The 14,152-nt window shown below is 42.5% G+C and carries 20 protein-coding genes; 17 read left to right on the top strand and 3 right to left on the bottom strand.

Going from position 1 to position 14,152, the window contains the following annotated elements; all coding sequences use genetic code 11:
• The 3 genes from BT797_RS23840 to BT797_RS09040 all read left to right on the top strand — a co-directional run.
• The coding region (locus BT797_RS23840; RefSeq protein WP_175545653.1) for a hypothetical protein at positions 1 to 417 on the top strand (417 nt) is incomplete at its 5' end.
• A 54-nt stretch (positions 418 to 471) separates the two neighbouring features.
• Positions 472 to 1,785: a DNA cytosine methyltransferase gene (locus BT797_RS09045; RefSeq protein WP_075471742.1), complete on the top strand. Its 1,314-nt coding sequence runs from the start codon at positions 472 to 474 to the stop codon at positions 1,783 to 1,785.
• Between the two features lie 18 nt (positions 1,786 to 1,803).
• A complete protein-coding gene (locus tag BT797_RS09040) occupies positions 1,804 to 2,151 on the top strand; it encodes a hypothetical protein (RefSeq protein ID WP_075471740.1) in 348 nt (115 codons plus the stop codon).
• Positions 2,152 to 2,434: 283 nt separating this feature from the next.
• Here BT797_RS09040 and BT797_RS09030 read toward each other — a convergent pair whose 3' ends face one another.
• The 3 genes from BT797_RS09030 to BT797_RS09020 all read right to left on the bottom strand — a co-directional run bounded on the left by BT797_RS09030 (position 2,435) and on the right by BT797_RS09020 (position 6,125).
• Positions 2,435 to 2,686, bottom strand: coding sequence for an Ogr/Delta-like zinc finger protein (locus BT797_RS09030; RefSeq protein WP_075471736.1), 252 nt, complete (start codon positions 2,684 to 2,686; stop codon positions 2,435 to 2,437).
• Positions 2,687 to 3,327: 641 nt separating this feature from the next.
• Positions 3,328 to 4,353, bottom strand: a complete 1,026-nt coding sequence (locus tag BT797_RS09025) for a phage portal protein (protein WP_075471734.1) — start codon at positions 4,351 to 4,353, stop codon at positions 3,328 to 3,330.
• A complete protein-coding gene (locus BT797_RS09020; protein ID WP_075471732.1) occupies positions 4,350 to 6,125 on the bottom strand; it encodes a terminase large subunit domain-containing protein in 1,776 nt (591 codons plus the stop codon). The genes BT797_RS09025 and BT797_RS09020 overlap by 4 nt, the downstream gene beginning before the upstream one ends.
• Positions 6,126 to 6,322: 197 nt before the next feature.
• Between BT797_RS09020 and BT797_RS09015 the strand changes: the two genes are divergently transcribed.
• The 14 genes from BT797_RS09015 (at position 6,323) to BT797_RS24560 (ending at position 14,150) form a co-directional block, all read left to right on the top strand.
• On the top strand, positions 6,323 to 7,249 hold the full coding sequence (locus tag BT797_RS09015; RefSeq protein WP_075471730.1) for a GPO family capsid scaffolding protein: 927 nt from the start codon (positions 6,323 to 6,325) through the stop codon (positions 7,247 to 7,249).
• A complete protein-coding gene (locus tag BT797_RS09010; RefSeq protein ID WP_075471728.1) occupies positions 7,249 to 8,259 on the top strand; it encodes a phage major capsid protein, P2 family in 1,011 nt (336 codons plus the stop codon). Before BT797_RS09015 ends, BT797_RS09010 begins: the two co-directional genes overlap by 1 nt.
• Before the next feature lie 12 nt (positions 8,260 to 8,271).
• Positions 8,272 to 8,988, top strand: coding sequence for a phage terminase small subunit (gene gpM / locus BT797_RS09005; RefSeq protein WP_075471726.1), 717 nt, complete (start codon positions 8,272 to 8,274; stop codon positions 8,986 to 8,988).
• A gap of 124 nt (positions 8,989 to 9,112) precedes the next feature.
• The gene (locus BT797_RS09000) at positions 9,113 to 9,577 is read left to right on the top strand and encodes a head completion/stabilization protein (RefSeq protein ID WP_075471724.1); all 465 of its coding nucleotides are present in this window, start codon (positions 9,113 to 9,115) and stop codon (positions 9,575 to 9,577) included.
• Positions 9,574 to 10,089, top strand: coding sequence for a phage tail protein (locus BT797_RS08995; protein ID WP_075471722.1), 516 nt, complete (start codon positions 9,574 to 9,576; stop codon positions 10,087 to 10,089). Before BT797_RS09000 ends, BT797_RS08995 begins: the two co-directional genes overlap by 4 nt.
• 11 nt (positions 10,090 to 10,100) lie before the next feature.
• Positions 10,101 to 10,730: a phage virion morphogenesis protein gene (locus tag BT797_RS08990; RefSeq protein ID WP_075471720.1), complete on the top strand. Its 630-nt coding sequence runs from the start codon at positions 10,101 to 10,103 to the stop codon at positions 10,728 to 10,730.
• Entirely contained in the window at positions 10,730 to 11,842 is a 1,113-nt protein-coding gene (locus tag BT797_RS08985; protein ID WP_075471718.1) for a DUF2586 domain-containing protein, read from the top strand. Before BT797_RS08990 ends, BT797_RS08985 begins: the two co-directional genes overlap by 1 nt.
• Positions 11,839 to 12,294, top strand: a complete 456-nt coding sequence (locus tag BT797_RS08980; RefSeq protein WP_075471717.1) for a phage protein — start codon at positions 11,839 to 11,841, stop codon at positions 12,292 to 12,294. The genes BT797_RS08985 and BT797_RS08980 overlap by 4 nt, the downstream gene beginning before the upstream one ends.
• Positions 12,295 to 12,297: 3 nt before the next feature.
• Entirely contained in the window at positions 12,298 to 12,513 is a 216-nt protein-coding gene (locus BT797_RS08975) for a TraR/DksA C4-type zinc finger protein (RefSeq protein WP_075471715.1), read from the top strand.
• Positions 12,510 to 12,932, top strand: a complete 423-nt coding sequence (locus BT797_RS08970; protein WP_075471713.1) for a DUF5675 family protein — start codon at positions 12,510 to 12,512, stop codon at positions 12,930 to 12,932. The genes BT797_RS08975 and BT797_RS08970 overlap by 4 nt, the downstream gene beginning before the upstream one ends.
• Before the next feature lie 2 nt (positions 12,933 to 12,934).
• Positions 12,935 to 13,453: a hypothetical protein gene (locus BT797_RS08965; protein WP_075471711.1), complete on the top strand. Its 519-nt coding sequence runs from the start codon at positions 12,935 to 12,937 to the stop codon at positions 13,451 to 13,453.
• A 12-nt stretch (positions 13,454 to 13,465) separates the two neighbouring features.
• On the top strand, positions 13,466 to 13,702 hold the full coding sequence (locus BT797_RS08960) for a hypothetical protein (RefSeq protein WP_075471709.1): 237 nt from the start codon (positions 13,466 to 13,468) through the stop codon (positions 13,700 to 13,702).
• Positions 13,699 to 13,962: a putative phage tail assembly chaperone gene (locus tag BT797_RS08955; protein WP_075471707.1), complete on the top strand. Its 264-nt coding sequence runs from the start codon at positions 13,699 to 13,701 to the stop codon at positions 13,960 to 13,962. Before BT797_RS08960 ends, BT797_RS08955 begins: the two co-directional genes overlap by 4 nt.
• Positions 13,962 to 14,150, top strand: coding sequence for a DUF6890 family protein (locus BT797_RS24560; protein ID WP_422615839.1), 189 nt, complete (start codon positions 13,962 to 13,964; stop codon positions 14,148 to 14,150). The genes BT797_RS08955 and BT797_RS24560 overlap by 1 nt, the downstream gene beginning before the upstream one ends.
• Positions 14,151 to 14,152: the final 2 nt, after the last annotated feature.

The raw sequence follows: 14,152 nt of genomic DNA, 5'->3' as shown, positions 1-14,152 counted from the left end.
CGCAAGTCTCAAGCATTGCTCGACAGTGAAGCGAGCACCAGTAGCACCGCAGGTGCTGAGGGTTTAATGAGTCCCGAAGGGGCTTCTCGGAGTTCTGTCACTAACTGTACGCCCTCTAAAAGCGACAGGTTAAATACTGGAATTAAGGCCCTTTTGAAAAGGCGCGGTATTCATTTAGATGATCACCTTACCAATGTTATGAGGGAAGGTGCCCAAATCAGAGTTGGTAAAGACCATATTGTGAAATTGAAGCAGGGATATTATGTCGATAGCCAGTATCACCCACCCGAAGTGATCGATGTAACACCTGAAGAACCTAATATTTGGGACGGTTGGAACAGTCCTGAAACTGAAATTAAAGATACATCCGATTACATACCTGGTTGGGAAGACTGGGAATCGTGGGATTGGGGTTAATCAATTGAATATATCCGGACGAATTAAATAATGACATTAAATAAGGAATTTAAAATGCTTAGACCAGGTGAAATTGTTGTTGATAACTTTGCGGGTGGTGGCGGTGCTTCTACTGGTATGGAGTTAGGTTTAAACCGATATGTTGATATTGCAATTAACCATGACCAAGATGCTATCGATATGCACAAAATGAATCATCCGGAGACAAAACATTATTGTGAATCGGTGTGGGATGTTGACCCGGTAGATGCATGTAATGGTAGTCCGGTCGGTTTAGCTTGGGTTGCTGTTCGCTGGGCTGCTTTAGTACCAGTAAGAATGATCATGCTTGAAAATGTGGAAGAGTTTTTAACTTGGGGGCCAATCGGTGACGATGGGAAGCCTTGCAAGCAAAGAAAAGGTGAAACATTTAAAGCTTTTGTTGATGCGTTAACAACTGGATTATCGAAAAACCACCCTGCTATTGAAGATGTAAAAGCTGCACTGGGTGATAACTTTGATTTGGCCACTATTGAGCGAGGCTTAGGTTATCAAGTTGAGTGGAAGATATTAAAAGCCTGTGATTTCGGTACGCCGACCATTCGGAAACGATTATTCCTGATCGCTCGTAATGATAATGAACAGATAACATGGCCAGAACCAACTCACGGCGAGGGTCTGCTACCGTATAAAACGGCTGCTGATATTATTGATTGGAGCATTCCAACCCGCTCAATATTTGGCAGAAAGAAGCCATTAGTTGAAGCGACCATGGCTCGAATTGCTAAGGGATTAGAAAAATTTGTTATTAATTCAGAGCAACCATTCATAGTGCCAGGTGATTGCTCCAATCCTATTATTTCCTCCGCTCACATTGCTAAACATTATACTGGTGTAGTTGGTTCAGATATTGAAAAACCTTTGCATACTGTTACTTCTGTTGACCATAACGCATTAATAACTAGCCACATGGTAAAGCTCAGAGGTACAAATATAGGTCATAGAACTAATGAGCCAGTTCACACCATATCAGCAGGCGGTTTACATATAGGTGAAGTTAGAGCTTTTTTGATTGAATATTATGGAACTGGAACAGCACATCGATGTGATAAACCACTTCACACAATTACAACAAAAGATCGTTTCGGTTTAGTTACTATCAAGGGTCAAGATTACCAAATTATTGATATCGGTATGAGAATGCTTGAACCGCATGAATTGTTCGCAGCTCAAGGATTCCCGGATAGTTATCTTTTTAGTCATGACAGTGCAGGTAAGAAATTATCGAAAGCTAAACAAGTGGCAAGATGCGGTAATGCTGTGTGCCCACCAGTAGCGCAAGCCCTTGTTGAATCTAATTTACCTCAAATACGTCGCATTGCGGCTTAACTAATAATGGAGTTAAACATGTTACAGAAAATTAAAAACTTAGTAGATTCAGAATTTGGTGATTTCTTTGCAGGTTTTGGTAATCCAGGTGAACCAGAAACTGCAGACGATATTGTAAGAGAACTGCAAAAAAGAATGGATGTGGTATGCATGGCCATATTTGATATGTCCACGATTAGTGCTGTAGTGGATGAAATCAAAACTGGTGTTGAAAATGCTGATGCGGGCGTTTTCCAGAAAGATTTAAGTGAATACTCTGTTGGGCAAAAATCGGTGATCTTGGCTGAATTATCAAGTGAATACTATGCATTATGCTGTGATGATTTACTTGGCTGTGATGATTTACTTGTTTGTAATAAGAATTAAATATGGAAGTTAAAGCACCGTGGGTAATTATGTGGCTTGAGTGGAATCTCTACGCATATTGGCCGAGCTTAGTAATGTCAATTATTGCTGTCTGCGCTCACAAGGTCTATTACATGCAAGAATATAATATCATTCATAGTAACCTAAGTGACGTATCCCTAGTGTTATTCGTTGGCATGAGCGCTTGGATTGTGTATTGCGCATTTAGGTATGGTTATGCGGTTGGATGATAAAATTAAGAAGAGTTAAAACAAAGCCCTCAATGTTGAGGGCTTTTTGTTGCCTACAGATAAGACATCTGCAGCTGTAATTCTTGGCGTTGTTCGGGCGCTAACGTTCTCATTAGCTCCATGGCCATTTGAGAAGTGCTTTTAGCTGATGGGCTCAGCGTATGACTGAAACTAAGATTCATCACAAAAGAGTGGCCACATAAAGGGTCGCTGCAGCTGCAGTATAAAACGGTATAACTATTAGAAATTCTATTCGTTTTTTGAATCCGGCTTTTATCACCACACTCTGGGCAGAGTACTCGCATAACACATCCATTGGCTCACTGACTGACCCCTTTATTATATATTAAAGGGCTGTGTTTTTATACAGTTGAGTAGAGTGCCGCGTGTGCGCGTAAATTCTGTAAGCGAATTACACGGATGATTTAAAATGCTCAGGAAAACAAAGTAAACGGCACGGGAAAATCACTCCTCCTCCCCACCTGCAGCGTTTTACATCTGCTTTTTTTTCAGTTTTAAATTCTTCAGTTAATGGGGTAGGCGATTCCGTGAAGCAATCAGCGAGCCCTTATGCTACGCGGGGTGTTAGATAAATTTTAAGTGCTTAAAATCGCTCTCAGGCGTCCTTTCAAAATTTCAACAATTGAAAGAAATTACAGTTTTTTGTGATTTTATTACATTTTAATCCTGTTCTATCATATGTTAAGTAATTGAATATTAAGTTTTTCAATGATTTTACGTGGGTTTTTAAGTAATTATTCATTTCAAATACCACTGAAAAAATAATTAAACAAAGCCAATTGGGATAAGGCCCGAGAGGTGATTTCAGGCCAAAAAGTAAATTTCAAAAAACAGGACCACATAATGGCAACTAAATTGCTATTTATCCGCAAATAAGGCTCACGGAAAATGGGTTATTTTCTGCTTTCCGTCAGTAATAAATAATCTATTCCTTCATGGTATTTGTTAAATCAAACTCAAGTTTAAGGTGTGTAGGTAATTCTGGGTCGTTATTGACTGCATCCATGATTATTTTACAAGCCGGAATAACTTCGTTTTTGTTATAAACAAAATTAAACTTGATCGGGTCACCACGCGTGCCGCCGTTCGGGATGATAGCCGCCAGTTCAACAGGATAGCGATGGCCTGTTAATACCTCTTGTGCTGACACGCTTTTTATCTTGTCGAATTCGTCTTTAGTGGCAATATCACCAACTGGAATTAGCTGAATACCTTTTTCTTTACCATTGGGAATATTGACAAACATAGACCGAAAGTTACCAACTCCGCGACTAGAAGACATTTTTTCTTTGAGATCGTCTTCATCTTCTTTGCTTAGATTTGGGTCTGTGGCGTAAAAGATAAACCCCATGTGCAAGCCGTTTTTATAATAGCGACGTCTAAATGATGTTGCATCAGTGCTCAGTAATGCAGATTGAACACAGCCAAGGTAATCGGGTCCACCGTAAACTTGTTGAATCGCATCATATTGCTTGATGAAAATGATATCTTCTTTTTTATATTTACGTTTTTTATCATCTCGTTCCAATAAGACAAAATTACCTTTTTTGTTTTTACGGATGTATGCTGATGGCAATGGATGCAGATCCACTACCTGGTTAAAGTGATTTCGGATTTTTACAATTGCAACGTCGCCAAACTCCAAGAAATCATTTACAAGGGATTGCATTTGTTGGGTTCGCATACCGCCTTTGATAAATCGTCCTGCTATCATATTGCGCCGTGCTATCAGGATAGATCCGTGATATGCATTGGCGCGGGTGAGTTTGTTTAGCCCCAATCTATCAAGTGGTGGTTCCCAGTAATCACCTTCGTCATTATAAAATAACTCACTGTATTCATAGTTGTTGAAGTCTCTATTCATGACCTCTGGCTCACCAAAGCTGAACATTACACTTTCATTGTTTGATTCATTATCTGCTTCATCGTTAATTATTTGTTTATCTGTCATGCTGCGGTTGCCCAAGTTGATTTAATTTTAGTGTTGTGATCAAGCGGTTCATTGATAACGGCATGAGCAACAGCCCAAAACGCATCGGCATGGCCTGTTAGTTCACTGCGTTCTGCTTTAAATGTCATGGCATTGCCCGAATTTGTTGATGTACGTTTTATTGCCATGAATGCCATCGCTATATCTTTATGCTCTGCATCAAACTGCAGCCGGTTACTTTCGATGACATCAATCATTTTCATTACAAGTCGGTTTTTGCTTTCATTGCTGTAATGAATGGCGTGTGCTTCACGTGGGTATTTTTTATGAATTAAATCCCATACGCCCGCGCCAATCCCTGTTGTATCAACGCCCAGGTACGTGACGTTATAGCGTTCAAAAAATTTAATAATTTGGGAAAATTGATACTGGAAGTTAAGCCCTTTCCAATAGACCTTTTCAAGTACACGGAATTTTTCAGGGGCCACAATCGGCGGAGCAACTGCAACAAGACAGGCATTGTCTCGCGTTCGAGATGGATCATAACCAAGCCATACTTCACGATGTCCAAAGGGTCGTTTATCTTTTGCTTTTAAATCTTGCCAATGCGAGATATCAACCATGCAACGTTCCAGGTGGCAGAATTGGAAAACAGAGCTGGCAGCATCAACAAAGACACACATAAATAGATTTTGAAAATCGGCGTAGCTGTATTCATCGCGTAATTCTTCAATATCAAACAGCCCGCACCCGCCAGCAACAGCATCTTCAATGGTGACTATGTAGCGCCATTGCTTGTCGGGGCAAACAATGCCTTTCTGCATTTGCTTGTTAGTTGGAAATTCAATGCGTTCACGACTTTCTTTACCGCGCTTCCAGCTGTCTCCCGTCCAAAACGGATAGGCCTGATGAGTCTTTGATGACGGCGTTGAAAAGTAAGTTTTACGCCAATTAGTATGTGTCGCCATTGCTGAAGCAAGTTTATTTAATTCTTCAAATTTTGGGATCCAAAAATACTCATCAACATAAACATGGCCATGATAACTTTGTGCTGTTTTTGAGTTGGTCGATAAAAATCTAAGTTCAGCACCGTTAGATAAAATAATAGGGTTACCAGTGAGCTGCACACCAAGGAAATTTTCGGCAATAGCAATGATGTAACTGCGAAATACTTCCGCTTGAGCGCGTGATGCCGACAGAAAGATTTGGTTATCGCCGGTCAATATCGCATCTTCTAACGCTTCACCACTAAAGTAATAAGTCGCACCAATTTGGCGTGATTTAAGAATATTACGAATACGTTGTGTCAGGTTATCCCGCATCGTGAGTTGGTATTTAAATAACGACGAATGCCAATCTTCAAAATCTTCCGGCGTTAAATGCTCAATATTATTCTTACCGGCTTTTTTCTTCTTCTGACTATCCGTTGAGTTGTTTTGTCGAGACTTACCGCTATTACGCTTTTCTTTTTTATTATCCCCGTCAGGCTGCTTCTCTCGAAATTGCTCTTGAGTACGCAGCTTTTTCAGATTCGTATGATGTTTGACTAAGCGATCTAACAAGTCGAGTTGTGATTTACTCGGCTCGGGGATTTCAATAATAGCTTGAATGCGTGTTGAAATAGCCTCGTCAACAGTGTGCTCTCGTAGCATATCTCGCCAACCGTATCGGTCAGCCCAGTAATAAACAATACGTTCATTTGCTAGGCCTAGTTCTTTTCCGACTTCTTTTGGGGTCCAAGCCTTCAAATACAATGCCCGTGCAGCTTGTCTTATTTCTGGTGAATACGCCATGTTTGCCCTTTCTGTGTTTACGTTTTTACATCATACCGCTGGAAAATTGGCAAATATTTAAGTGAAATTCCGCTGGCTTCCAGAAATGCCAAAAATGGAATTCAGCGGAACGTAACTAGCTGAATAGCATTATGTAAAAGCGTATTGTTGGGTTCACTGACGACACCGTTATAAATTTTAAAACTTAAAGTGGGCTTATGAGTAAAACGAGTGATTGGAAAATAGTAGCAACAGAAGGCGCGACGGTTGATGGTCGTGCTGTCACTACTAACTGGATCAAAGATATGGCTCAATTATATTCACTCGATGAATATACTGCGTTGATTTGGCCAGAACACAGTCGCTCGCGCTGGGACAAGTACGAGGGTAAAAACTGGGGTACTGTCGAAGATATTAAAGCAGAAAAGCGTGCAGGAAAACTACGCTTGTTAGCCAAAATTACGCCCAATGCCCATTTATTGAAAGCGAATGCAGAAGGGCAAAAGCTTTTTACATCTATTGAGCCAAACCCTGACTATAAAGGCGAAGGTCGTTGCTACCTGATGGGACTGGCGGTGACTGACTCCCCCGCGTCAACAGGTACAACACGTTTAAAATTTTCAAAGGGTAGTGGTGAAGAGTGCAGCCATGAGTACAGCGAACTAGAAGAAATTGATTTTTCTGAATGCGCCACGCTCAATCCATTGGCTAAGGCATTTTCTACAATTGCACACTTCTTTGAAACTGGTGGGAAACTGCCAGCACTTGAAGCCGAACCCCAATCACAGGAAGAAGAAAGCATGGATAAAGAACAGTACGCTACGTTGATGGGCAAACTAGATACCATTGAAGAAAAGCAGTCTGCACTAGAAGGCAACCAAACGGAATTTGCTAAACAACTGAAAAATCCAGCTGCCAACACTGACGATGAACCCAATGTTGCTGATGATAAAGATAAGCCAAAGCCAACGGGTAACGCTGGTGTCACAGCTGAGCAATTTAGCGCGTTAATGGGCAAAGTTGATAATGTGCTCACCAAACAAGGTGAATTAGACACCCAATTCAGCGAGTTAAAAAATGAAGTACCTGGTCAGCGCAACGCTGGTGAAGGTGCGGATGTCGACAACCAAGTGGAGGCTATTTAATGTTTAGTGCATTAGCGAGTAGCTATTTAGAAAAATATTCAATCGCAGTTGCGTTAGCAGCTGGCATTCCTGACGCAACCAAACAGTTTGCTATTGCTCCGCCAATGGAAACCAAATTGCGTCAGGCCATCACCCATGCTGATTCATTTTTAAAAATGATTTCAGTGATCCCTGTGGACCAAATTAAAGGTCGCGTTATCGATGTTGGTACCGGCGGTTTACTAACGGGTCGTAGTAAGACTGGTCGATTCAGTGCAACCCTTGGTAATGCTGAAAATACCTATGAATTAACTGAAACAGATTCGGGTGCTGCGGTTGCCTGGGCTACGTTAACTCAATGGGCTAACTCTGGTACAGCTGGCGAATTCATTAAATTAATGAACAATGCGATCACGCGTAATTTTGCACTCGACATGCTGCGTATTGGTTTTAATGGTATCAGCATTGCTGAAACAACAGACCCTGAAACATACCCACTGGGCCAAGACGTAAATAAAGGTTGGATGCAGCAAGCGAAAGAAAAAGCACCAGCTCAGGTACTCGCGACTGCAAAATTAGATCCAACAGGTGTGACTGCAGATTCTTACAAAAACCTCGATTCATTAGCGAATGATTTATTAAATAACGCCATTAATGAAGTACATCAGGGCAGTCCTGACCTAGTAATTTTAATTGGTCGTGACTTAGTTGCTGCAGAACAACATCGTTTACTTGAAGCTGCAAGCACACCAACCGAACATAAAGCGGCGCAAACATTGGCGAAAACAGTGGCAGGTTTAACGGCCTATACACCACCATTTTTCCCTGCAACTCAGATTTGGATTACGACGTTGAAAAATCTTCAAACGTTGACCCAAAAGGGTACGCAATGGCGTAAGTCTCGCAATGAAGAAGACCGTAAGCAGTATGAAACCTCGTACTTACGCATGGAAGGTTATGCGGTGGGTGATTATGACAAATTCGCTGCAATCGAAACGGTTGAGATTGTAGAACCTGTAGCACCAGAGTAGTAGGAGTATCACATGGTCAGTTCACTACGAAAGCAGCGCAATGCATTACTGAAAAAGCAGGAACCAGCGAAGCATCAGGTTAAGGCGTCTGGTGCTGAGCCTCGAAGCTTGCACTTGCTGCTTGCTGAAATGGAAAACGATATCAAGGTGCTGAAAGGCTTCAATCGTCGTGAAGATAAAATCGAACATAAGCGCGAAGTGTTGGTACCAAAATATCGCCCTGCGATTGAAGAATACCTTGCAGGTGAAGAGCAGTTTGATAACCCGTTGTTTGCTCAAATGGTCATTTGGTTATTTGATATTGATGATCTGGAAACGGCTATCGCATGGTGTGATAAAGCCATCGAATTTGGCATTGATACGCCGGAACGTTTCAAACGTGACTTTGCCACCTTTTGTGCTGATGAAGTATTGAAGTGGTCGGAACGCATGTCTGCGCAAGGCCATTCCATTGAGCCGTTCTTTAGCCAAGTATTCACCAAAGTACGTGAAGAGTGGCGTATTAACGAAGCGTTAACCGCTAAGTTTTTCAAATTTGCCGGATTGTTTTTATTACGTGATGAAAACGGAAAGCCAAAAGCGTCTTCTGTTGCCGATGTAGAAACATTAAAAAAAGCCAAAGCGTTGTTACAAGAAGCCGAAAATCAACACGCTAAGGCGCAAGTAACTACGCAGCTAGACAAAATTGACCAGCGTATTCGCGCCCTTGTTGAAGGAACGAATCTGTAGGTTGTTTAGTTAACAGCTCCTATGCCGCCGCGCCTCGGCTGGCGAGGATGAGCAAGTAATTTATTACTCCGCTTAATCCATCGACCCAGTGGCTAGAGGCGCCCTAATTGAATAAGGAATGCAGATGTTTAACGGTAAAGCTGATGATGGCCATCAAGATACAGTGGTTGAAAATGATGGGTTTTGGCCTGACTTGAATGCCGGTGATTTTGAAAAACGCCGTGGTGTGCCAATGGACATGGATAAAGAATCTATCGCCTATTCCGTTGCTGCCGCTATCGCGCAAATTAATATCGAGCTAGCTGACGTTAAAGCATCTTATCAATTCGAGGGTACGGTTAAGGCTGCTGATGTTGCAGGTCAGCCTAAGATTAGTGACAAAAACCTATTAGTTATTTTGTACGAAAAGGCTGTATTTGCACGTACTAAATCAGAGTTGTTACCTGAGTTTTCTACAACACAAATGCGTGATGCGGGTGAGAACGCAGCAAATAGCCAGGTCGAAACGCGTGATCAATTGCTTGCTGAAAGCCAGCAGCATATCCGAGCCATCAAAGGCAAAGGCAGAACTGGAATTGCATTGCTATGAGCGAACAAAGCCAATATTCAGCAGGTTATTACCTAAAGGGTTTAACAAACCGAATTAATAGCGTGGTACCTAAAGCAATACATAAACATTTCGATTCTTGGATGGAAGATGTAGAGCTGATTTTGGCACCGAAAGATCATGGCAATGGCCGTGATATTGGTCACTTGTCTTATAAAGCGGTGCTGAGTTTTGAACGTTTTCCCTTTAAGAAATGTGCACCTGAAATTGTACTTGCGTCAGTGATGGCCTGGTTAATGGATGTTGATGAACACCGCAGTAAGTTTAACTTACCAGACCCAACAGCAGACATTGAACCTGAGAGTGAAGATTGCGTTGAAATGGTCATTGAAGTGGAATTTAGTGAACCCTTCATGGTGGTTGAAGATCCAAATGGGCCTATTGAGTGGGATGGGAAAAAGTGGAAAGTAGCCCCTTATGAAATATGGATTGCTGAACATGGCGACATTCTTTCGGGGAATAACCCGCCGTCACCTATTGGAAGCGATTCGTGATTAGGGTGTCGATGCTAGAACGCGAAATGTTAAGCGTTCAGCAACAATTAAAACTCATGACGTTACACCCTAAAAAACGAACTCGAATACTCGGCAAGTTAAGCCGGCACTTAGCTAAACAAAATAAAAAGAATATTCGAGAAAACAAAGACCCTAATGGTCGCAGTTGGCAGGGTAGAGCGTCAGGCAGTAAAAAAATGATGCGCAAGATGAGTAAGAAGTTAAAGACCAAAGCTAACTCAAATGAAGCCACGTTATATTTCCCTGGTCTTGCGGGAACCATCGCCAGTAAGCATCAACATGGCGCAACTGAAAAGTGGAATGCAGCCAAAGCAAGAAAGGTTTATAGCAACGGCAGGACTGATTACGATGAACCTTCAACGAGGCTACAAGCCAAAAGGTTAAGAGAAATCGGTTATACCATTGCAGCAAAGCGTAAAGGTAAGCGAAAAAAACCAACGCTTAAATGGATCAATGAAAACATGACGATGGGACATGCTGGTTTGATAATTCGCATGATGAAAAATAAAAAATCGCAATCGAGTTGGGAAGTTAAGTTACCAGAACGCCAGCTTTTAGGTGCGAAGTCAAAAGACATTACCAATTTTTTAGCAGCAGAACTAGAGAAGGAACAACGCTAATGTGGCCAGTAGTTCAAGTAAATACACTTAATCAAATGCAGGGGCCAGTAACAGAAGTGGAACGCCATTTCTTGTTTATCGGCCTGGGCAGTACCAATACTGGCAAATTATTGTCAGTAAATACCGATACCGATTTTGACCAGCGGCTCGGTGCGGATGATTCAGCACTGAAAAGTAACGTGAAAGCCGCAATGCTTAACGCAGGTCAGAATTGGAGTGCCGCAGTTTATGTCATGGCTAGCGGTGAAAAATGGGATGAAGCAGCACTTAAAGCCCAAGAAACTCAAAGTTTTGAAGCCGTTGTTTTGTGTGACCCAACATCAGATAAAAAAAGCATTACAGCAGCGCAAGCGCTTTATCATACATTGATATCGAAATATGGTCGTTGGCAGTTTATTGCGTTATGTACGCCTGAAATTGGCGAACTTCAGTCGTGGTCTGATTATGAAGCGACCACTGTGGCTATCCAAGACACTATTGCCGCCGATGGTGTGATGCTTATCCCGCAAGTCTTCCCAGATGCCCTGGGTAAATTAATGGGCCGTTTATGTAATCGCAGCGTATCTATTGCCGATTCACCGTGCCGCGTTAAAACAGGTGCATTAATTGGTGATGTGACACTGCCGGTTGATAAAGACGGGGTAACGCTCAGCACCGCAACATTAAAGGCGTTAGAGAAAAACCGCCTCTCTGTGCCTTGCTGGTATCCTGATTATGACGGCATCTACTGGGCCGATGGCCGTATGTTAGATGTCGAAGGCGGTGATTACCAGGTAGTAGAAAATCGCCGTGTTATCGACAAAGTTGCTCGCCGTGTACGTCTATTATGTATTGCCGATTTGGGTGACCGTTCATTTAACAGCACGCCATTTAGCACTAAATCCGCGCAAAGTCGTTATGCACGCCCACTGCGTGAAATGTCAAAAAGCACAACCATTGGTAAACAGATGTTCCCTGGTGATATTCAACCACCATCGGCGGATGCCATCACTATCAATTGGGTTAACCGTAACAAGGTGAAAATTTACATCAAAGCCAAACCTTACGATTGCCCGAAAGAGATTGTTGCCAATCTGATGTTAGACCTTAGTAACCCAGGAGACGCAGCATGAGTAAACGTTTAGCTGGCATGAATTTCGATGTTGATATTTTCGGTACCGTTATTCATGTGGAAAAAGCCTCAGTATCTATTTCTGATGATTCAGCTGTATCAACAACCCGTGGTGTGCCCGATGGTCATACCGACGGTGCGGTCAGTGCTGATGTTGAGTATGAACTTGATACTCAAAACTTTAAGTTATTGGCCCAAGCGGCAAAAAGCGCAGGCAGCTGGCGTGGTATTGAACCACATGACTGCATGTTCTATGGCAATGCCGGTGGTGAAGAGCTCACCATTGAAGTTTTCGGTGTAAAACTATTACTGGAAAGCATCTTAGATGTGGATCCATCGTCATCAGATAAAACCAAACATAAAGTTAAAGGTTTAGTCACTAGTCCTGATTTTATCCATATCGACGGTATTCCTTACTTGAGTAAAGAAGATACCCGCGATTTAGTGGGGTAAGCGATGGATGCATTAGATAGTGCGTGTGCACTTGAAGCAAAACAAACCGAAATGGCATTGACGAATCACTTTGCAAAGCAACCTAAGCAGACTCAATTACTGAGCGCTAAAGAATGTAATGAATGTGGTGCTGATATTCCCAAAGCACGACAAGAGGCCGTTAAAGGCTGTCAATTTTGTATTGTTTGCCAAGACCTCATCGATAAAGGAAAGCTATGAAACATTTTTCATTAAGACGTCGTTACTTTGAACAAGGTACCTATTCAACGCTACACCGTGAAGATGGCAGCAAAGTATGTTGTTTCGTTGAGCGACCAATGCTGAATAACAAACCGTCTGAATCTTGCATTGTAGAGGGTACTTACAATGCTATGCCGCATCAGTCGCCTAAGTTCGGTGCTTGTTATGCACTTGAAGCGCCGGCACTGGGTGTTACACGCAATGGGCCAAGCTTGCGCACGCATATTTTGATCCACAAAGCCAATTCACCGCAAGATTTACAAGGTTGCTTAGCACCAGGTGTGGACTTTGGTTTTGTTCATGGTGAATGGGCTGTATTAAATTCAACGGCTGCGTTCTCTGCCCTGATGGCTGAATTCGCTGGTGAGATTATCAGCCTTTCAATAAGTAAGGATTAACCATGTGGGACAATATTAAATCCTTGATTGGTAGTGCAGCGCCATTGGTTGGCACCTTAATCGGTGGCCCCGCTGGTGCTGCAGTTGGTGGGTTACTTGCCAATGCATTAGGGGTCGAAAATACACCGGCTGCGATTGAGCAAGCCATTAAACAAAATCCTGAAGCACTGGTTGCTATTCGTAAGTTAGAAAGTGAAGAACGGGTATCACTTAAAAAATTAGCCTTACAAGCATCGGCCATTGCATTAGATGAACGCAAAGTTGAACTGGCAGACACCCAAAACGCGCGCGCTGAACATAAAGACCATTGGATGCCGAGTGTGATGACACTCATTCTTGCGCTGATGGTGTCGGGTATGTTTATCGCTTTGTTTGCCTTTGAACCACCCAAAGCTTATGACCAGGTGATAATTATGACAGCGGGTGCGGTGTTAGGTGCGTTTGGTACCGCCGTCGCGTTTTGGCTCGGCAGTAGTCGCAGCAGTGTTGATAAAACTAAGCAGTTAGGCTTGAAGAAATAAAGAGAGGGTTAAATGGCGAGTTGGGTAGCCGCGATAGTGGCAATCGTGATGTTAGTTGTAGTTGTTAGTGGCGCCGTTATCACTTGGCTATCCAAGGTTTCAGCTGATTTAGCAGAGCACAAAACACACGTTGCAGAAACCTATGCGACAAAAGATGACGTTAAAGAATTAGGTGACCGTGTTGAACGTAACATGGACTCCGGGTTCGATCGAATTTACAACTTACTTCAAGGAAATAATGCAGCATGACAAAGAAAGCAATCGTATTAGTAATCGCGGGTAAAGAACTACGTTTTGAACCATCACTCACAGCGTATAACAAATACATTAATGAAATGATGCCGCACGACAAAGTGGCCCCAGCAACCAATTACCTTCGCCGTGTCGTCAACAAAGACGATAAGTCAGCGTTGGATGAAGTATTGCAATTACCTGGTGCAGTGATGCGTTTGCTGCATAAAGTGAATGAACATTTTGAAGACGGTTTGGGAATTGAAGTAAAAAACTAATACGCCATGCCCAGGCTATCGAGCGCAATGAGTTAGAGCAAATCTTTACCTTAAAGGCATTTTATTTGCCTCATGCGCCCGATAACACCGAAAGTTATGCCAGGGCGCTTTGGCTGGATAAATCCCAAACTGAAAAACACGCCATTGCCGTTGCTAATGGTATCGCAAAAGCATTTAACGGGGAGTAATG

It is taken from the genome of Moritella viscosa, assembly GCF_900120065.1.
In the GTDB taxonomy this organism is placed as follows: domain Bacteria; phylum Pseudomonadota; class Gammaproteobacteria; order Enterobacterales; family Moritellaceae; genus Moritella; species Moritella viscosa.
Note: the sequence above shows the minus strand (reverse complement) of the source record. Positions and strands in the feature narration are given on the sequence as shown.